Genomic DNA, 20696 nt, shown 5'->3' on the forward strand with positions numbered 1-20696 from the left:
TCTTAACGGAATCAGGACTTGCTCACTTTCTTTTTCTTGCCCTTTTGAGCGGCCTTCTCTTTCGCAGCCGCCAAAAGTGCCATCGCATCGGCAGGAAGCTGGAACGGCTTGTTCTTGATCCGCTTGGTTACCCGACCGCTCTTCAAACACTGTGTGCACACACGGACCCGCCGCGCCGCTCCATTCTCATCCGTAATGCGAATCCGCTGCAAATTCGGCTTGAACTGCCGCGGCGAAATCCCCGTAATCTTGGTTCCCACCCCGCCCAGATACTTGGCCTTACCTCGGGTGGCCACCTGCTTCCCAATCGCCGCCGTCTTACCGCAAATTTCGCACTTTTGACCCATGGCCCGAACTCGCTCGATAAAAATACCAAAAAGCGCAATTCCCGCGCCAGACGTCTATTGAACCGTCGAAAACAGCTATTGTAACAGTTTCCCCCACCGCCACAAGGCCCGATAGATCCTGAGTCACCCCCACGTTCCTGTTGGCCACCCTCAGAGGGCCCCCTCGGAGGGACCCGCTTGTCAGGTCCGTTTCCGAATGAACCCACCCGGACGGACCCGCTTGTCGGGTCCGCCCCCCAACCCTCGATTATCCATCCCTTTCGCCCGGGCACGACAAGCGTGCCCCTCCAACCTTCGATTATCCATCCCCCCGCCCGCCACCAATCGCCCCGCATAAAACAATCCTCACTCCTCTCACCCCACCCGGACCATTGCCGCAACGCCCGCCGCACGGTACGCTAAAATATTTCTGTTACGGAAAAACCGCGGCTCACATGACCGAGCGTCCTGACGATCCTCCTCCGGCGCATTTCCCGCCCGGATCGTGAGAACAAAATCACAATTTTTCTGGACAAGATTGGCTATCCCAGGGCACGGCGATCAACCGCCTGCGCGCCTGGTCCACCGATTCAACCTGAACGAGACCGACCCGACATGACCATGCTCCGCTCCAGCGAATCCACGATCGATCGCAACCCCAAAACCAACACCGGCGAAGACGCCTCCACCGCCCTCGAACGAATCTGCCAGCAGCGGCACCCGCACCTGCAGTCCCAGGACCCCGAACTCTACTCCCTCATCATCGCCCAGGCCCGACACGAAACCGACACCCTCAAAATGATCCCGTCGGAAAACTATGCCTCTTTCGCGGTCCTGGAGGCTACCGGCTCCATCCTCACCAATAAGTACTGTGAGGGTTACCCCGCCGCCCGCTACTACGAGGGCAATGAATTCATGGACCAGATCGAGCAGCTCGCCATCGATCGCCTCAAAGCCCTTTTTGGGGCGGAACACGCCAACGTCCAGCCCTATTCCGGCTCCCCCGCCAACCAGGCCGTCACCCGCGCCCTCGCTCCCCCCGGCTCCAAAATCATGGGCATGCCAGTCCCCGCAGGCGGACACCTCACCCACGGGTGGAAGGTCAATTTTTCCGGAATGGACTACCAAACCGTCCACTACGGCCCCCGGCCGGACACTGGACTTCTCGACTACGACCAGATCCGCGACATCGCCCGCCGGGAACGCCCCCGCATGATCTGGGTCGGCGCCACCGCCTATCCCCGCACCCTCGATTACGCCGCCTTCGCCGAAATCGCCCAGGAAGTCGAGGCCTACCTCGTCGCCGACATCGCCCACATCAACGGCCTCATTGTCGGCGGCGTGCATCCCAACCCCGTTCCCCATTGCGACGTGGTCTCCAGTACCTGCCACAAGATGCTCCGCGGCCCCCGGGCAGGATTCATCCTCTCCCGCATCGAAGACCGATGGCAGCGCAAATACTTCCCCGACAGCAACCTCAACCTGGCCAAACGGATCGATCGGGCAGTGTTCCCCGGGCTGCAGGGGGGACCGCATATGCACGTCATCGCGGCCATGGCCGTGGCATTTAAAGAAGCCGCCACCCCCGCCTTCCGTGACTACGCCCGTCAGGTGGTGGCCAACGCCCGGCGGCTGGCTGAAAAGCTCCTCGAAAAAGGATACCGCCTCGTCAGCGGCGGCACCGATACCCATCTGCTCGTCATGGACTTCCGCGACGCCCCCTATTCGGGGAAGGATGTGGCCCAGGCACTGGCCAAAGCGGGCATCATCGCCAATTTCAACATGGTGCCTGGCGACCCACGCAAGCCATTTATCACCAGCGGCGTCCGGCTGGGGACCCCGGCCCTCACCACCCGGGGGATGAAGGAGCCCGAAATGGACCGCATCGCTGGGTGGATCGACACGGTCTGCCGGAACCTGGAGCAGATCGAGGAGGTGGCGCCGCGGGTTCGGGCGGAGATTGCCGAGCTGTGCCGCCAGTTTCCGCCGCCGGGGATCCTCATCTGAGCTGGCCACCCCCCTTTATCTGGTCATTTTTGTATGCCACTATTGTGGGGCTTGACAGGGCTGGTTTCCTTTCGTACGCTTAGTTGCAGTCGATCTCCAGGGATTTTCGCATGACCGGCGATCGACTGCAAAACAGGGGGTGGGAGGGGGGCGGAAACCCCGGAAAATATCGGCTTTCCGGGGAGGGTCTTAATCGAACCAAGTTGGGATTGAAACATTACGTTTCCGTGCACGTTCCTTCCGAAGTGTGGAGGGCTTGTCTTAATCGAACCAAGTTGGGATTGAAACCTGCGCATAAGAATCACACAACACGTTGGCATTGTTTGTCTTAATCGAACCAAGTTGGGATTGAAACCTCTTCTTCTACGTGGCGATGCGCTCACGCTGATGTTCAGTCTTAATCGAACCAAGTTGGGATTGAAACGAAACCGAACGCGGCTGGGAACGGAAAACATGAGACGCGAAGTCTTAATCGAACCAAGTTGGGATTGAAACGAATACTGCACGGCCAGCGTGTGCAAATATGGGGGTCTGAAAGTCTTAATCGAACCAAGTTGGGATTGAAACAGCTTATTTTCTTTCCTGATTATCTCTTTTTCGCTTAGTCTTAATCGAACCAAGTTGGGATTGAAACTAACGTACGGCATCCCTCCTACACGATAGGCCGTGCAGTCTTAATCGAACCAAGTTGGGATTGAAACCACAAATTATCTACAAACAAGAACAGCAACCGGAAGAGTCTTAATCGAACCAAGTTGGGATTGAAACTGACCTTACATCACTAGTGTGGAAGTATCTCAAAGAGGAGTCTTAATCGAACCAAGTTGGGATTGAAACGCGGGCGGGTCGTCGTCGGCCGGGGCGGCGGTTGGCAGTCTTAATCGAACCAAGTTGGGATTGAAACCTTTGCGTTTTGATGAGCATTCTGGATGAAGTTACGGTCTTAATCGAACCAAGTTGGGATTGAAACTGGATTTCGTGTACAGGACCTCTTCTCCCTTCCTGAGTCTTAATCGAACCAAGTTGGGATTGAAACCCGAATCGGCGCTTCACGCGGGTGGAGCTTTGGCCACGGTCTTAATCGAACCAAGTTGGGATTGAAACTGAGGTGATCTCCACCTTACACGGGTAGATGGTTCGCGCAGTCTTAATCGAACCAAGTTGGGATTGAAACAAGTAGACTTCTCACATCTCGTTCCGGAGATTCTTGATCAGTCTTAATCGAACCAAGTTGGGATTGAAACTCAGGATTTGCAATAACGTTGACGTGTTCATTGGAGACGTCTTAATCGAACCAAGTTGGGATTGAAACTCATTACAAATTGGATTGTTTTCATCAATATAAATATCCGAGTCTTAATCGAACCAAGTTGGGATTGAAACAAGCCCTCATCGGATTTGCCCTCAAGGTGCCCTGCGAACGTCTTAATCGAACCAAGTTGGGATTGAAACGAGACTCAACCAATTGTTCTGTTGGTTGCGTTTCGAGGTCTTAATCGAACCAAGTTGGGATTGAAACTTAGTACGCGGCTAGCCGGAAGCGTCTATGTCGCTCCGTCTTAATCGAACCAAGTTGGGATTGAAACGTCGATATCCATGGGCCGGATGTAAGCTGGGCTCAGTACGTCTTAATCGAACCAAGTTGGGATTGAAACAGAAGTCCTGATACTCCCACTCATGCACGGGCTGTTGGAAGTCTTAATCGAACCAAGTTGGGATTGAAACTACGGCGTCCGCTACAGCTCCGTAGTCAACGCTAGCTGGTCTTAATCGAACCAAGTTGGGATTGAAACCGTTCGTTCAGGCTGCTGCCGCTCATCGAGCGGTGGGGTCTTAATCGAACCAAGTTGGGATTGAAACTTCACCATTTCGTACTGGTCGCTCTTGTGGACCAGCTGTCTTAATCGAACCAAGTTGGGATTGAAACGTCATTGTCAACGATGCGCACCGTATGGTCGAGCCATTCGTCTTAATCGAACCAAGTTGGGATTGAAACGTCTGTCCGCGTCGGTTCCAGGGAGGGCAAATTCCGGGTCTTAATCGAACCAAGTTGGGATTGAAACCAAATCGTTTGTCGCACAACTGAACGCTGCTATAATCGTCTTAATCGAACCAAGTTGGGATTGAAACGCAAGCTGGACTTATGAAGCCCAGCGGGGCACCGGCCCTGGTCTTAATCGAACCAAGTTGGGATTGAAACAGCGCAGCGTGTGATTGGACGCGTCGCCTGTCTTGGGTGTCTTAATCGAACCAAGTTGGGATTGAAACCAAGCTTCAAAAGATGTTTGTTCCAGCTAATCCAAAGTCTTAATCGAACCAAGTTGGGATTGAAACGTCCTCTTTCCCCGCAAAGGCGGGGAAGAAAGGAGAAGTCTTAATCGAACCAAGTTGGGATTGAAACCGAAGAATGGTTCCCGGCCTGTAGGCATCTTCCCTGGTCTTAATCGAACCAAGTTGGGATTGAAACCAAGCTTCAAAAGATGTTTGTTCCAGCTAATCCAAAGTCTTAATCGAACCAAGTTGGGATTGAAACCCTTCTCTTCTTAAGCTTGTACGGCATTTGCACACACGTCTTAATCGAACCAAGTCGGGATTGAAACGGGTATGGGATTTCAACATTCGCGATTGGGTTATTTTCTCGTCTTAATCGAACCAAGTTGGGATTGAAACCTGCTTACATTTACATCCTGGTTGAGTTGGTGTTCGTTGTCTTAATCGAACCAAGTTGGGATTGAAACTGTCTCTTCTAATCGGTTTATCTCAACCATCACATCGTCTTAATCGAACCAAGTTGGGATTGAAACCTAACTGAAGAATCCGCACAAAAGGATCAGAGGCTGTCTTAATCGAACCAAGTTGGGATTGAAACCAGCGTGGGTTCCGGGCGGTGCAACACGAGCGATTTTGGTCTTAATCGAACCAAGTTGGGATTGAAACTAGAGAATGCTCTGGGCATCATCACCACCCAGCTCGTTCGTCTTAATCGAACCAAGTTGGGATTGAAACTCTGTCGAGAAGATATTTTGCTTTACCAACAGCCATGTCTTAATCGAACCAAGTTGGGATTGAAACAATCATTACGAGGTACGACTCGTATCGTTGGCATCGGTCTTAATCGAACCAAGTTGGGATTGAAACCATCTTTGATCGAACCGGGAAAGGCTACACTCTGGAGTCTTAATCGAACCAAGTTGGGATTGAAACGGTTCAGGCTGGTTCAGGAAGTTTTTCTTATCTGAGCGTCTTAATCGAACCAAGTTGGGATTGAAACTGATGGCGATATACGGTCTTCCATTGTAGATTTGCATTGTCTTAATCGAACCAAGTTGGGATTGAAACGAAGGTATGAAATCACGATAGAACGATCAAGATGCAGTCTTAATCGAACCAAGTTGGGATTGAAACCATTTATCGACCGCTTGGTTGGGGCCGATGGGTTCGGTCTTAATCGAACCAAGTTGGGATTGAAACGGTGGTCTAACTGATCGTCTTCGCGGATGGCTTTTATTGTCTTAATCGAACCAAGTTGGGATTGAAACCTGTTGTTGGCGGGTAGCAGTAAAGCACATATACTTGTCTTAATCGAACCAAGTTGGGATTGAAACCACAGCCCAACGCAAGCCGCGTGCCCTACGCAAAGGGTCTTAATCGAACCAAGTTGGGATTGAAACGCGACTAACAGCTGAGTAAGTAGTGACTAAGTTGCGACTAGTCTTAATCGAACCAAGTTGGGATTGAAACTGGCATCTGATTGGGTGTGGTTGTTAGTCGCAAGTTGTGAGTCTTAATCGAACCAAGTTGGGATTGAAACCGGTCTGTCGAAGATTCCATCCGCCAGCTCGTTGAATCAGAGTCTTAATCGAACCAAGTTGGGATTGAAACTCGCGGAAGGTGACGATAAGCTGCACAGTGCCATGAAGGTCTTAATCGAACCAAGTTGGGATTGAAACCTGCTTCAGGTTTCGCAGAATAACCCTAAGGTACGCCTAGTCTTAATCGAACCAAGTTGGGATTGAAACCTTTTCTAAGCTGCTCTTTTAACTCTTTGAGTTCATCCTTGGTCTTAATCGAACCAAGTTGGGATTGAAACCGAAATTATGTTGATGTAAATGCTTTTTGTAGGTTGTCTTAATCGAACCAAGTTGGGATTGAAACGCAATATCCAAGAGCCACAGCGAGATTGGCGATCGCTGTCTTAATCGAACCAAGTTGGGATTGAAACTACAAAATCGATGCCGAAGTCGCACGCCTATCGCGGGTCTTAATCGAACCAAGTTGGGATTGAAACGTGTCTTCGCAGAGGGGACAGACCACCGTGGGCTGTGTCTTAATCGAACCAAGTTGGGATTGAAACGAGAGTTGGCGTGACGAAGAGTTACAGCGAGAGGAAGAGTCTTAATCGAACCAAGTTGGGATTGAAACTATCGGGGAGTGTAACAATACACAGCGACGCGCTGGATGTCTTAATCGAACCAAGTTGGGATTGAAACAGGACAAGAACAATGGGGCGCAGAACGGTCACCTATCGTCTTAATCGAACCAAGTTGGGATTGAAACCGCTTCGCCATACACCAGATTTCCGCGATCTGAGAATAGTCTTAATCGAACCAAGTTGGGATTGAAACGGTTCGCAACCGGGGCGCGCGTTTTGGCCGGGTGGTGGTCAGTCTTAATCGAACCAAGTTGGGATTGAAACACAGAATGGCGTGACTATGTCAAGCGAAAGCTAGGGTCTTAATCGAACCAAGTTGGGATTGAAACATTAAGTGCTTGTTTGGGCGTGACCAGGAACTACCGTCTTAATCGAACCAAGTTGGGATTGAAACGCGGTCAAGTTAAGCAGCACGTCTCCGAAGAGATAGACGTCTTAATCGAACCAAGTTGGGATTGAAACGAAGCGTGACCAGCCGCGGCATGGCGGGTGTGCCACCAGTCTTAATCGAACCAAGTTGGGATTGAAACGATAGAACATCGCTGTCAAGTCATGCTGCTTGATTAAAAGTCTTAATCGAACCAAGTTGGGATTGAAACTGCTAGGTAGTAGATGAAGAGAGTGGCTTCACGATCTGGTCTTAATCGAACCAAGTTGGGATTGAAACAATTCAAGAGCGAGTGGCGAGTAGCGAGTTGCGAGTAGTGTTCCTGGTGCGCGTCGAACGGAGATGCGCAGCGCTTGTTAGTCGTGGGCCGTCAGATAGCTTGGAACTGAAAAGAGAAAACAATCGCGTTTGCGGAAACAATCGGCGGTGCTACTGAAAAACGGATTATCCACCTCACCACTCGCCACTCGCCATTCGCTATTCGCCAAAACAAATCGAACCAAGTTGGGATTGAAACTCCCGCCGGGCGAGCAGCGAACAGCGAGTGGCTGTTGATGGCGGGTGGAACACCGAGGTTGCGACGAACTCTCAATATCGTCCGTGCATCGAGACTGGAATGAAAAAGAACAATAATCCGGCTCGCCGGAAACGACGGGCGCTGGCACTGAAAAACTGACACGTAAAGGTCGCCATTCGCTATTTGCCTAGGAGAATCGAATCACGTCGGAATCGAAAGTTCGCCCGGGACGACCCCGACCTTCCGTTAAGCTGGTCCTTTAAGCGAGTGAGCAAGAGCCCCACCACGCTGTCACAAAGTATCCACACTCGTTTCTGAGAAGCTACTTACCCGCTCTATGTGCTGCCTGGTTACCGGATCGATACGCACATGACCAGCTTTCCTCAAAGTGGTCCTGTAAGATCAATCTGGGCGATGATCATGAGTGGTCAGAGGCAGGAGGGCCGCCCGCAGACAGTCCATGGGAGGCAGATTCCTTTCTTGATGACACCTCACGCCTCGACCAGTACTCGTTACTCGCCAGGGACATTATTTAAGCACGTGCGCCGGTTTTTCTCCGTCGTTCCTTCTGCTTCGGGTTAAGCTGGCTTGCAAATCCTTTCCTGCATCCCCATCTAAGACCGAGCGCCCAAATCGCGATCCGGGGCTGCTCAATGTCCTCGTTTCCGACAAGACAGCGCGACGCTAGCGTTGAGAGCTTGACGCCCCACTATAACTTGCTACACTGGTGTACATCTTGGATGCCATTGGGTGTGAAGGAAGACGTAATGGGCAGAACAGACTTCTCCACCACCACTGAAATGCGCGGTTCCGGGATTTACGCTTGGGGAACTTTTCAGCCCCAACGCGCGATGGGGCCCATCAGGTGCAACTGGCCTTGGCAATCGGCTTGCTGGCGACGGTTCGCGCGCTCATCGCGTCGGGACGTGTTATTCAATCAGCCATCAGTGCCACATCTTGGCAGAGGAGGCTCTTGCCCATGCGCCTCCAGGTAGTTTATTCTCTCCATCGCGATATGTGACCGGCGGAATATCGCCGCGGCTTTGCCTCACTGCTCAAAGAAGCGATCAAGCAAAGCGACCCCCTCTGCTTCCAACGTTATTATTCCCGCCTCCACGTGCTTAAGCCGTTTACATTTTCGCTGTTTTTTCCGGGATTAATGCCGGGTGGCAACGGCGATTTCCGGGTTGGTAGTAAGGCGATTCTCTACTTCTCTAGCAATTCCCGTGAATTGATCTCCTGTCTTTATAATGGACTGCGCAACCTTCCACAATTTCCCCTTTTTCATAATACAGCGAGCTTCAGAAGCATCTTCCTTAAACCCATGCGTTCCATTACCGTTGACCACGCGCAGTTTAGAACCATGGCACCAGTGTTGGTGAACACAAAAGGGGATCCCAACCGCTACTTACTCCCTGAAGATAAAGGATTTGAAGAAGGGCTTAGATTCTCAGTTCGAGAGATTGCCCGCACGTTTCTCAATATGCCCGATGCCTCAATCGATTTCTGTCCTGTGGACATTCGTCGCAAGGTCGTTCGTCACTACAACATGCATATGCAAGGTTTTGTGGGTATCTTCGAATTGAGCGGGCCTCCCGAGGTGCTCAACCTTATCTATCAGGTCGGCTTGGGCGTCCGCCGGAGTCAAGGTTTCGGCATGCTGGAGCTCCTCCAAACGACCCGCTACGAGAAACTCCCCAAAGGGAAGGAACATATCCATGTGTAGCCTTACCCTATACCCCTCCAACTGGCTCTACAACGCAGGCGTGATTGGCCTACTGCGGGTGCTAGAAAGGACTGGAGCAGACCCTCTAAGATGCCTTTCAGAAGCAGCGGTTCAAATAAGATTTTCCATATTATGCTCCAGTGTCAAAGATGTAGAACTAGAACAAGATGATAAAGAATTCACAATACCTTTACTTGCCCGAGAGTGGCTGTTGGAAAGCTGGGAAACATTGACAGAGAAAAAAGAAAAGACTGAATGCGGAAAGATTAAGGAGGTCTGGGGGAAACTTTTTAATACCTGGTATAGAGGTTTCTTTAATGCCGATACAAGATACTTATTCAAAGAATCAAAAAAAACTAAACCACTAATCATCCAATTTGGTGACTTTGTAAGGTCTTTTGGACACCCCTGGGGAAACGGCGATACATGCTCATTTTGCTTCAGGAATTCTCGATTTTCCTACAAAAATATCTTCACCTCAGAACATTCTAAACTGCTCGGGGCCTCTGCTGGCGAGAGGGGTGTTCCCAATTCGTTTTGGAATCTCAATCCTGAACAGAGTCTTCGGATTTGTGATTTTTGCAATTTTGTGTTGCTCAATCACCACCTCGCCCTGACCCGCCTTTCCGACGGCTCGGAAATCTTCATCAATGCCCCGTCCTTTCAGGTGATGTGGTATCTGAACAAGTTTGCCCGGGAAGTGCTTGGACCGGCTTCGTCCGAGGAGATGCGGAGTAAAAGAAACATCCTGGCCATGTCCGTGATCGAGTATGCTACAAAGATCCAAGCGACGCTTGGCGTCTGGACGGGGATGAACATCGAGGTTGTCTCGAAGCGTGGGGGAGAGATCGAGTTCTTCAGTTTACCCTATGAGGTTATTCAACTCCTTGCGGACCGTCGAATTGCTTCGCTCCTGAGCCAGATCGGAGAGTTCAGCGTTCTCAATCTTGTGCTCGCTCAGGATTTCTCCCGTCTCCTGGAGCTCGGCTATCGGCTCCTGCGCATCGGACTTAAGACTGTTGTAGAGTGGGGGAAATCAGAGAGAGACTTTGTGAATCAGACGCTGAGGCTGGAGAAGAACAAGCAACATCCTGCCCGGGTGGCCGATCAACTCTTTCAGCTTTCCGCATTAATAGAGGAAAAGCGCCAAAGGAGGGAAACGTATGAGCGCTCCTGTATCTTCTGAAGCGAGCTTGGAACAGAAACTGCAACAGCTTGAAGAGCAACTAAAGGCGGGGACTCCCGATATCGAGCAGTTTCGCCAGACCTATGATGCACTGAGGGAGCTGAGTCGTAGGCTTCAGAGCCTCCTCCAGTGGGCCGCAGAAGACCGGCGAGGAACTAAAAATGAGAAGAAGTTCCAGGGGCTGTATCGGCAAGTCGCCGGATGGAATGCTTCTGAGCTCATGGAAAGCCTGAGGCGCACAGGCTTTGCTTTAAAGAAGGATAGCGAGCTAAAGGATGTCTTTGACCGACAAGGCTATCGCATCTTGGAGCTTGCCCGAGCCGGTAAGCGGGACGAAGCATTTCATGCCATTCTGCGTATCTTCGTCTCGGCGAAGAAGGAGTTCCCTTCCCAGCTTGTCGAAGCCTTCAAGCCGGTTTACTCAGATCAGCTTTTTAAGGTTTTTCTGTTTTCGTTCCTGAGCGGCATCCTGGGTCAGGAAGAAACAGAACAAGAAAGCTTATAACCAAAGGAGGAAGCCATGAGCGACACAATTAAGAGCGTCACTGTCACGATTATCTTCGACGGCGCAGCCTTGAACCGCGACGAGAAGATCGGGGGCAACATCCTTTCGATCAAGAAGCTCAATGTGAACGGCGAGGTCCGTTCCTTCATCGGCAAGCCCGCCATACGGCATTATCTGTTTCAGACCCTCCATAAGAAAGAATCTGAAAGATGGAAGCCAGCGCCAGTTGTTGAACGTGGTTCAGGAGACAAAAAGACGTTACAATTTGACATCACACGGGCAGATATTATCACCAGTTCAGAATTAGACGTATTCGGTTACATGTTCACGATAGAGGGTGAGCGATCTCTTACTCGAAAATCTCCACTGGGTATAACTAAGGCGATATCTTTGGCCTCGTACGATGCTGATCTGGCTTTGTATGCAAACCATGATCTTCTCAAGCGAATAAGAAATGAGGGATACTCTGGTACTATGCCCGGCCTCTACAACAAAGAGGAACATGTTTCGTACTACAAGTTGACCTTTACAATTGATGCCAAAGTACTGGGAGAGGATGTCTGGGTTCTGAAATCTGAACCGCAACACGAAGTGGATAAACTGACTCTTGAGATCTCAAGTAATGATAGAAAAGAGTTGCCTGGGCAACTAGATAGTCCACATAAGTGGAAAGTCAATGAAGAAGGAATAATTGAATGGACTAATTTGAACGACAAATTCCAGATAACCTTCACAGTATCGCATAAGGCAAAAGTAGAGCGAATTCGCGATGTTTTAGAAGCCATCAAAAACGGGCTTTACGCCCAGTCCAGCGGCGAAGCCAACACGATCGTCCCGCTCTTTCTCATCGCCGGGGCGGTGAGGGTGCCCTCGCCCATTTTCCATCCCTACATTGACGTGCGCAAAGACGACGGCCAATGGAAGGTCGTCGGCGTTGGTGACGCGATGAAAAACTCCTGGCTGGAAAAGGAGGGAAACCAGTCAATTGTGTACATCCAGGACTGTGAGCGCTTGAGAGTGGACACAGTTTGGAAGGATCAAGCTATAAAAGATTGGGATGAATTTCTGAAAAAACTTGGTCTGGAACATGCACAAGTAGAAGAAAACAAAGGGCAGTAAAACATAACTTGAATAGGCAGTGTACAATGTCCGCAAGCTTGGGTTACATCTTACGGATCAGGATTTATCAGCCGCAGGCGCACTATCGGGTACCCTTCACCCATCAGCGGCGGCATACCTATCCTATTCCGCCCTACTCCACCGTGATTGGATTTCTCTGCAACGTGCTGGGAATTGACGACCAGGAAAAAGAGGAATACAGGAAGCTGAGAGCGATCAAAATCTCCATCGCCGGTCGCTTTGAGAGCAAAACCACGGAATATACCTGGTTTCGTAACCTATCTCAATCGGCTCATGTGGATCGTTTCGGCAGTATCGAGAACCGCAGTATCGGTGGTCATGTGGAGCACATCGGCGGCCAATCCCCCGTTTCGATTGATGTCCTCAACGATGTCCGCCTCGTACTTCACCTGGCGCATGAGGACAAGTCATTCCTGGAACGGGTTCGCGTTTCATTGGAGAATCCCGTTCGCCGGCTGGAGGTTCTCCATCTTGGTCGAGCCGAGGACTGGATTGTTATAGAGGAACTATCACGCATCCACGATTTCTCCGACTATACCTCTTCAAGAGTAGATGCTGACTTTAAGCATTTCTTCTGGATTCCAGAGAAAACGATTCCCGAAGCCAATGATCAGCACTCGGGTTTTCAAGACTACGAGGGACTTTTCTATCGGCTCCCGACCTTTTGGACCGTGGAGGACTATGTGCAGACTGGGAATCGCCATGGGAGGCGAATCTTCGATTATATGACCGTCAAGTTGAGCGACGGTTTATTGGTCGGCAAGAAATTTCTTTTCGACAAAGAAAGCCAACTGCCTGTTTTCCTTGCGAATTTCAGAGGTTAAGTATGACCACAGCTGCGGATATCTGGGCCAAGAGCAGCGGAAGAGACGGCGGCCGCGGGGTACGCCTCCATGAACACATCCAGGATGCACTAGCGGTTTTTGACAAAATCTTTGACAAAATCAAGGACCGCGTCGATGGCCCTTTGTGCGAACTCATTCGCCTTGCTATCGTCTGTCACGACTGGGGAAAAGTGCTACCCGCCTTTCAAATTCAGCGGCTGAAAAATAAGTGTTACACCCCGTGTTCTCCCCTCATCGATATTCCTCACTCGTTCTTTTCCCTTCTGTGGATAGATGAAGATAAGCTCAACCAACGCTTGCCGGAGCAGGATACTAGGACTTATCGGGAATTTCTTCTCTCCGCCATCGCCTACCATCACTGGCGGGAGAGCTTCTTTGAATTGATTAGCGCCCCAAATGCAGACGTTACCCGATTGATGGTTGCGTTAAGCACCGTGATAGACAGGCTAAAAGCAAACTTGCAAACGGAGATTCGGAAGCTAGGGGATGGGTGGCATGAGCTTGTGGGATTCAATGAGACGATGGCGAGCGGCTTGCGCAATGGAGTTCCCTTTTCGGAATACGCCCGGCCACCGTACCAGCTTTATTTCCTGCCAAAACGAGCGGGATTAAACGACGAAAAAATGCGGGACTGGATTCTCATCGCCGGATTTCTCCAGCGTGCAGACCACTTTGCTTCGTTTTGTGAAGAAGAAGGCGAAGATCCAAGCATGGCAGAGGCGGAAATCTGCCCGATGAGCTTCAATGACGTCGTTAAAGAAGTGCAGAAAAGAATACAAAAGAGCACACAAAACTCTCCGGTAAATTCACAGGATGCCGCCACGATATGGCAACTTGATAAGATTAATGACTATAGGGATAAACATGCTATTTTGGTTGCCCCTACCGGCTATGGCAAGACGGAGTTTGCTTTCCTTTGGGGCAGCGGTGAGAAATTTTTTTATACGTTACCTCTACGGGCGGCCGTCAACCAGATATTTGAGCGGGCGAAGGCCATCTTCGGTGAGCAAAAGGTTGGCCTCCTCCATTCCGATGCCGATGTGTACTTGCTAGGAGATGGCGGGGAAGGCCAGGCTAACCTAAAGGCATATGATCTTGCCCGCCAACTGGCTTACCCGGTCCTCATCTCCACAGGCGACCAGTTCTTTCCTTACGCCTTGCGTCCGCCGGGATACGAGAAAATCTACGCCACATTCTCTTATTCGCGCCTCGTGATTGATGAGGTGCAGGCTTACGATCCGCGGGCCGCCGCGATCGTGGTCAAGTTCATTGAGAACGTCGTTCGCATGGGTGGCAAGTTTCTCCTCATGACGGCCACCCTCCCGACCTTTATCGAAAAAGAAATTGATGCGATTATTTCTCACGATCACTGTACACTTCTTAACCTTTACTGTGAAGAACAACGATTTAAACAGCTCCAGAAGCACCGGATCAAGGTGGAATTGCTCGAGAACCATGCCGATGGAGAGAAGATAGACTTCGCCATTCCTGACAAGACGCTGGAAGAGGTGCTGAAACAAGCTTGTGAGCGTAAGCGGGTGCTTGTCATCGCAAACACTGTCAAACAGGCCCAGGACATTTTCGAGAGACTGAAGGGTTTGATCGAGAAAGACGACCAGTATAAAGCGCTTAAGGATAAAATCTGGCTCCTGCATTCACGGTTCACCCAGGCTGACCGCAATAAGCTAGAGATGGAAATTTGCGGTGATAGGAACACAAAGATTAACGGCGAGTTTCAGAACCCGAAGCCAGATTCTGAGCAACAGGGTAAAATCCTGGTGGCGACGCAGGTAGTGGAGGCTTCACTCGATATCGACGCCGATGTCTTGTTCACCGAGGTCGCACCACTTGATGCGCTCGTGCAGCGGATGGGCCGAATCCTGAGGCGATATGGTCCTGCAAGCGACCTACGGGATGTATCCTGCCCTGAAAATCCAAACATTTATATTTGGGTTTTCCAGCGTGGCCTGCAATCCGGGCAGCATTATGTCTATGATCCAGATCTTGTTTTGCTTACGATCAAGCTGCTCAAAGATCGACCCGATAAACATTGTAAAGATTGGCTATCTGAAAACCTAACAAAACATCCCAAACCTGATGATCGGACACAATCGGTTCTCGAAGAGGTCTTTGGTTGCGAGGAGGGATCACGGAGAGAAGGGAGAGAAAGGTCTCGTAAAGGAAAGAGAAAACGGCCAACCGATGAGCAGACGCCTTTTTCCCGCCCGCGCGAATTTGAGTTTGTCTGCTCTGAATATGACAAGTATGACCTGGTAAACAAGCTCTTCGAGTCGCTATCTGAAGAGACAGATTATTTGAGGACGTTTCGGCAGACTAAAGACATCCTTGATGCCGGTTATATGTCAGATCGCAAGGAAGACGCACAAAAGATCTTTCGGGACATACACACTCTATCTGTAGTCCCAGATCACAGAAGGGAAGATTTTATCACCGCTATTGAAAATTTTTTCAATAGCTGCGAAAACAAAAGAACGTCTTTTACTCTATTTAAGAAGGAGGTGCTTTCCAAATTCGTCGTGCAAGTACCTTTCTATGCGAAGCAAATACAGCAGCGCGAATTTAAACCGGTTGAGTGGTGGGTGAGGGATTTGTCATGTGTACACGGGGCACTTAAGAAGGTGTTGATGCGTTGGTGTCAGGATATCTATTTTGCAAACTACAAGTATGACGAGAGAATGGGAATTATTGCAGAAGCGCCATGGGGTTGTCAGGATGTAGCAATTCTCTGACGGATGGCACATGCACAGGAGATGCTCGTTGCGATTTCAAGGGCGCCGATGACTGGGATGTACCTCATGCGGTTAACCTGGGCCCCTGCTGCCGGCGAAGAAGGCATGACTGGGGTCAGTACAAAAGGCTTATGAGTCAAACGGAGAGTTAGCCTGGAGCGGAAACCACGGATCAATCCGCCTTGCACAGAAAGGATGAGTTTCCCATCCGGCACTAATTGGGGAGGAAAACACAGATCGGAGTTGGTCGCGGCAAATTAACTTGACATGTGCTCGTTTTTTCTCCCGATGAGGCCATGGTGATTGCGGTCAGCCACTCAAAAGCTGTCTTGCCCGGAGGGCGAATCTCGAACGAAGCTCTCTCGGATCGGATGTTTCGCCACTTCTACTTGGGTATGACTCGCGCTAAGCGAAACTGCTGAAGGTGCGGATAAAACCATCCTTTTTCCGAGTATTCGCCTTGCATGCAAAGAAGGACTCGATCTTATAACACGATGATGCGCTTAATGGCTTGGCGACATCGCCCTACCTGCACGTGTGCGCAGAATATTGTTCCAAAGAAGGTGGAACACGATGTGGATGTAGTTGCGATACGTGGTTATTAGCTATTTGCATTCTCCTGCTCGACAGATAGCAAAAAGGGGTTGCTCAAACAGAAACGCCTTGAGGCCTATGTCCGGGCCCGGCGATTAGGCGGTGATGAGGCACGCGTCGCATTAGTCTGTTGCAGCGATGATCTTGACGGCCTCGAACACGACATGCGACGCCTGTGGATTATGAAGGTCGCATCCGCGTCTTTGGGCGGAAACACTTAGCCAATCTGACCGAGCACCTGAGGGAGTGGATCCTATCCCAAAGCAGAGCCGATCTCGACCCTGAAGGAAAGGAGTGAACCCTTCATGTATCTCGTTATTGTGGACGCAGCCCAAATCCAGCCCTACATCTTCGGCAGCAACCGCCTGCGCGAGAACGTCGGCGCCTCGCATCTGGTTGCCCAGGCCACCACGGTATGGGCTCAAGAAGCGGTGCGACAGGTGGCCGCGCGACACAACATTCAATTGAAAGGAACCCTGGATGACACAAAGGGCATCGAAAACCCATCCGACCCGCTCGATGCCGAAGTACTCTATGCCGGCGGGGGGAACTTTATCGCCCTGTTTCGTGACGAGCGCTTGGCAAAGGCCTTCACCCGTGTGCTATCGCGAAAAGTATTAACCGATGCGCCCAACCTCCAACTGGTCATCGTTCGTAACCCCTTCGATTGGAGCGAGTCGCTCGTTCAGAAAATCAAGGCCACCTTTAAGAAGCTTACAGAGGAGAAGCGCGCCCGCACGCTATCTGCCCCCTTGCTCGGACTGGGTGTGACGGTGATGTGTCGGTCAACCGGATTGCCGGCGGTTGCTGTGGCTCCAGCTATCGGGGATGATCCGGCTCGACCCGCATCAGCCGAGATTCTGGCCAAGTTGCGCGCTGTCGAGAGGAAAGATGGAAGCCCAAGCGAAGCCGATCAGCGCCTGAGAGAGCCTTTCCCACCCCCGGATGGCTATGATTACCCGAGCCAGCTTGACCACCTCGGCGGCACCCGAGGAGAGCACAATTTCATCGCCGTTGTCCACGCCGACGGAAACGGCCTCGGACAGCGAATCATGGCAATCGGGGAGAAATACCCTGATCCATCACAGAACCGTGACTACATTAAGGCCCTGCGCGCCTTCTCCGAGGAAGTTGACAAAGCGGCACAGCAGGCTTTACGAGACGTCTTGAACAAACTGGTGATGCGCATTCAAAACGATGGTGGCGGCCGGATCGTTTACAGAAACGCTCTTGGCAAAATCATTGCCGAAGTTCAATTACGCAGGGAAGATGGTAAGTGTCTTCTTCCCTTCCGTCCCATTGTCTTTGGTGGGGATGATGTGACTTTTGTCTGTGACGGAAGGCTGGGGCTGTCTCTGGCTATTGAATATATGCGACAACTTGAGGAGCACACTAAAAACCTGCCTGATGGCAAAGGTTGTTTAACGGCATGCGCGGGTGTCGCCATCGTGAAAGCCCATTATCCCTTCGCACGCGCGTATACATTAGCGGATGAACTATGTCGGAAAGCCAAAAACTATCGTCGGACTATTCGTGATTCTCATGGTGAGTGGGATGGATCATGTCTGGACTGGCATTTTGCGCTAAGTGGGTCGTCGGGAGGCATGGAGGAGATCCGAAATCGGGAATACAGGGTGCAAGCCGGCTCTCTGACCGTTCGCCCCGTGACCCTGGGAGCTAACCCACGGGATTCAGGCCGAACCTGGACAGTCATAGAAAAAGGCATCACTGAGTTTCAAGGTGAGAACTGGGCGGGGCGCCGTAACAAAGTGAAGGCTCTGCGGGATGCGCTCCGGGAAGGCCCCGATGCTGTCCGGCATTTCCTCACGAAGTTCAATGAAAACAAACCGCTTCCCGAGGTGGAGCCGTCGCTGCCCGACTGGAAGACCACCGGTTGGCAGGGCGGGTCCTGTGGCTACTTTGACGCCCTCGAACTGGCAGACTGGTTTATTCCATTGTAAACAACAAAGGAGGCTGCCCGTGAAATTGCAACTCCGCATAGAACTCAAGAGCGATGCGACCTTCGGCCGGGGCGACGGTGTGGTTGGACTCGTGGACGAAGAGGTGGAACACGATGCCTCCACCGGGTTGCCCTTTCTCCGAGGGCGTACGCTGAAGGGTTTGCTGGCTGAGGAATGCGCCAACATCCTGTACGCACTCCGCCGGCAGAATTCGCTCGCGTACTTCCGGCTCGAAGACGCGGCAAGGTTCCTCTTCGGGCAACCAGGCAGCACCTTAAAGGACGAAGCGAGGATGCATGTCGGTCCGGCACTGCTGCCTGAGGAATTACGAGCCGCCATCGAGGCAGATATCCGCCAAGGCATTCTGAAACCGGCGCATGTTCTGGAAGCACTTACCGCGATCCGCCGCCAGACAGCAGTGGACGAAAAAACAGGTGCCCCTGAGGAAGGCAGTCTCCGCTCTATGCGGGTCGTGCTGCGCACTACGCCCTTCATTGCAGAGTTGAATTTCGATGAAGAACCGGATCAGACGGCGAAGGCCCTTCTTGCCGCGTGCATTTTGTCTTTGCGTCGCGCTGGCACAGGCCGCAATCGTGGACGAGGGCGGCTCACGGCACGATTGCACGACGACCGGGGCAACGACATCACCGATGAGTGCTTTCAGCACTTCCGCCAACTTGTGAAGCTTGCGAATGGAGAAACATTATGAGGGTCATTATTTACCGCATCACGTTGCTTGAGCCAACGCTAGTGACCGCGATTCAGGGCGACCCAAACGAGGGGGTTGCGTTTGATTATATTCCGGGCAGCACCCTGCGCGGGGCAATCATCAAGAAATACCTTCGTACCAACCACCTAACCGAACTGGATAGTGCCGATCCTCATATTCGCCGGCTCTTCATCGACGGCACAACGTCCTACCTCAACGGCTATCCGCTCGACAGCCTGGACAAACGCACCTTGCCCACGCCGTTATCGTGGCATCGCGAGAAAGGCAATGAACAGGAGATTTTCGATTTCGCAGCAGAGCTGCCGGATCTTCCAGACGACAAACAGTGGCAATGGGTCGGAACGCCGTTCTGCTCACTGGGAGAACCGAAAGATGAAAGCAAGCGAAAGGTGCAGCTGGTTCGGCCAGACCGTCACATTGCCGTGCATACCGCGCGCACCCGCCGATTCGGACGAGCCATGCCAGCTAATATGATCGATTCCTCGAAGGGCGATGTGCCGGGGGCCGTTTATCGCTACGATGCCCTGGCCGGGGGGCAGAAATTCGAGGCCATCACGATCTGCGGCAACGATGCCGACGCCCAGGAAATTCGGTCGCTGCTTAACGGGGAGGTTATGCTAGGCGGCTCGCGCAGTGGCGGCTATGGACGCGCCACGCTCGAAGTCATCCGTGAGGAGAGCACAGAGAGTTGGCGGGAAGTGGGACTCCCGTTCGTAACTGAAGTGGACGACAAGCTCATCATCACCTTCTTGAGCGATGCGCTGATCCGCGACGGAAACGGTCAGTTCACTATTGATCCGCTTGTTGTCACGGAAGCATTATCGCAGCGTCTGGGCGTTCCATTGAAATTGCAACAGGCATTCCTGCGTGGGGAAATCGTTGGCGGGTTCAACCGCAAGTGGGGCCTGCCGCTCCCACAAGCGCTTGCCCTCAGAATGGGCAGTGTGTTCGTGTTTGATAAACCAGACTGTGATAAAAGCAAACTGAGGCAGCTGGAGTTACAGGGCATCGGAGAGCGGCGGGCGGAAGGCTTCGGACGTATAGCCATCAATTGGCATCCAGGAGCGAAGTTGGAGGTAGATCCCACTCCGCCCTCGCAAACTATTCGTCCCGCGCAAATTCCGTCGGATTCGGACAGCCAGAGGCTGCTGAAACAGATGGCGGAAAGAATGCTGCGACTGCGGTTGGACGAACGGTTGATCGCTCGGACCAATGATATTCATATCATCAATCCTCCAAGCAACGCCCAAATCTCAAGGTTGCGAAGTATTCTTCATGATGAGCTAATGAAAGAAACTCCCTCCACGCAACGAATCCTCGAGTTCCTGAACAGAATCAGGGAACGCAATACGGCACGCAGACAATTCGAGCGAGCTCGGATAGAAACGAAGTCCTTGTTGAACTGGCTTGAAGAGACACTTCAGGACTCCACCTGGGAAACAAGGTTCGGATTTCAACAGACTGACGCTCCCCGGATCGGCAGCATCCAGGCAAGTCTCACTGATGCGCTTCGCATCGAGTATCTTATACGTCTGGTCGATGCAGTGCTGGCCCGCGCCGTCAAAGAAAACCGAAAGGAGGCGAAATAG

General features: G+C 51.6%; 11 protein-coding genes and 1 CRISPR repeat array. Of the genes, 10 read left to right on the forward strand and 1 reads right to left on the reverse strand.

Annotated elements, in window-relative coordinates; all coding sequences use genetic code 11:
- Window positions 1-11 precede the first annotated feature (11 nt).
- Window positions 12-347, reverse strand: a complete 336-nt coding sequence (gene rpmB / locus THTE_RS17480) for a 50S ribosomal protein L28 (protein WP_095416652.1) — start codon at window positions 345-347, stop codon at window positions 12-14.
- Window positions 348-941: 594 nt separating this feature from the next.
- On the opposite strand from rpmB, the gene THTE_RS17485 reads away from it, so the two are divergent.
- From THTE_RS17485 to THTE_RS17535, 10 genes are all read left to right on the forward strand, one after another.
- Window positions 942-2333 (forward strand): serine hydroxymethyltransferase, encoded by a 1392-nt coding sequence (locus THTE_RS17485; RefSeq protein WP_237260170.1) that lies wholly within the window; start codon window positions 942-944, stop codon window positions 2331-2333.
- Between the two features lie 186 nt (window positions 2334-2519).
- Window positions 2520-7432: direct repeats of the CRISPR family, unit length 30 nt; unit sequence GTCTTAATCGAACCAAGTTGGGATTGAAAC.
- Between the two features lie 1355 nt (window positions 7433-8787).
- On the forward strand, window positions 8788-9396 hold the full coding sequence (gene cas6 / locus THTE_RS17495) for a CRISPR-associated endoribonuclease Cas6 (protein ID WP_157732215.1): 609 nt from the start codon (window positions 8788-8790) through the stop codon (window positions 9394-9396).
- Window positions 9389-10582 (forward strand): type I-B CRISPR-associated protein Cas8b1/Cst1, encoded by a 1194-nt coding sequence (cas8a1, locus tag THTE_RS17500; RefSeq protein ID WP_095416655.1) that lies wholly within the window; start codon window positions 9389-9391, stop codon window positions 10580-10582. Before cas6 ends, cas8a1 begins: the two co-directional genes overlap by 8 nt.
- The gene (locus THTE_RS17505) at window positions 10560-11087 is read left to right on the forward strand and encodes a hypothetical protein (RefSeq protein ID WP_095416656.1); all 528 of its coding nucleotides are present in this window, start codon (window positions 10560-10562) and stop codon (window positions 11085-11087) included. The genes cas8a1 and THTE_RS17505 overlap by 23 nt, the downstream gene beginning before the upstream one ends.
- Before the next feature lie 15 nt (window positions 11088-11102).
- Window positions 11103-12206: a type I-B CRISPR-associated protein Cas7/Cst2/DevR gene (cas7i, locus tag THTE_RS17510; RefSeq protein WP_095416657.1), complete on the forward strand. Its 1104-nt coding sequence runs from the start codon at window positions 11103-11105 to the stop codon at window positions 12204-12206.
- Between the two features lie 26 nt (window positions 12207-12232).
- Entirely contained in the window at window positions 12233-13051 is an 819-nt protein-coding gene (cas5b, locus tag THTE_RS17515; protein WP_095416658.1) for a type I-B CRISPR-associated protein Cas5b, read from the forward strand.
- A 2-nt stretch (window positions 13052-13053) separates the two neighbouring features.
- Window positions 13054-15822, forward strand: a complete 2769-nt coding sequence (locus THTE_RS17520; RefSeq protein ID WP_095416659.1) for a CRISPR-associated helicase/endonuclease Cas3 — start codon at window positions 13054-13056, stop codon at window positions 15820-15822.
- 899 nt (window positions 15823-16721) lie between these two features.
- Window positions 16722-18377: a Cas10/Cmr2 second palm domain-containing protein gene (locus tag THTE_RS17525; RefSeq protein ID WP_095416660.1), complete on the forward strand. Its 1656-nt coding sequence runs from the start codon at window positions 16722-16724 to the stop codon at window positions 18375-18377.
- 19 nt (window positions 18378-18396) lie between these two features.
- Window positions 18397-19086 (forward strand): RAMP superfamily CRISPR-associated protein, encoded by a 690-nt coding sequence (locus THTE_RS17530; RefSeq protein WP_095416661.1) that lies wholly within the window; start codon window positions 18397-18399, stop codon window positions 19084-19086.
- A complete protein-coding gene (locus THTE_RS17535) occupies window positions 19083-20696 on the forward strand; it encodes an RAMP superfamily CRISPR-associated protein (RefSeq protein WP_095416662.1) in 1614 nt (537 codons plus the stop codon). The genes THTE_RS17530 and THTE_RS17535 overlap by 4 nt, the downstream gene beginning before the upstream one ends.

Source organism: Thermogutta terrifontis (assembly GCF_002277955.1).
In the GTDB taxonomy this organism is placed as follows: Bacteria; Planctomycetota; Planctomycetia; order Pirellulales; family Thermoguttaceae; genus Thermogutta; species Thermogutta terrifontis.

Bases quoted from the DNA above. Each gene is read 5' to 3' on its own strand.
- cas8a1 (WP_095416655.1), top strand. From the start codon at position 9,389: ATGTGTAGCCTTACCCTATACCCCTCCAACTGGCTCTACAACGCAGGC.
- cas7i (WP_095416657.1), top strand. From the start codon at position 11,103: ATGAGCGACACAATTAAGAGCGTCACTGTCACGATTATCTTCGACGGC.
- THTE_RS17525 (WP_095416660.1), top strand. From the start codon at position 16,722: ATGTATCTCGTTATTGTGGACGCAGCCCAAATCCAGCCCTACATCTTC.
- cas5b (WP_095416658.1), top strand. From the start codon at position 12,233: ATGTCCGCAAGCTTGGGTTACATCTTACGGATCAGGATTTATCAGCCG.
- THTE_RS17505 (WP_095416656.1), top strand. From the start codon at position 10,560: ATGAGCGCTCCTGTATCTTCTGAAGCGAGCTTGGAACAGAAACTGCAA.
- THTE_RS17485 (WP_237260170.1), top strand. From the start codon at position 942: ATGACCATGCTCCGCTCCAGCGAATCCACGATCGATCGCAACCCCAAA.
- THTE_RS17520 (WP_095416659.1), top strand. From the start codon at position 13,054: ATGACCACAGCTGCGGATATCTGGGCCAAGAGCAGCGGAAGAGACGGC.
- THTE_RS17535 (WP_095416662.1), top strand. From the start codon at position 19,083: ATGAGGGTCATTATTTACCGCATCACGTTGCTTGAGCCAACGCTAGTG.
- rpmB (WP_095416652.1), bottom strand. From the start codon at position 347: ATGGGTCAAAAGTGCGAAATTTGCGGTAAGACGGCGGCGATTGGGAAG.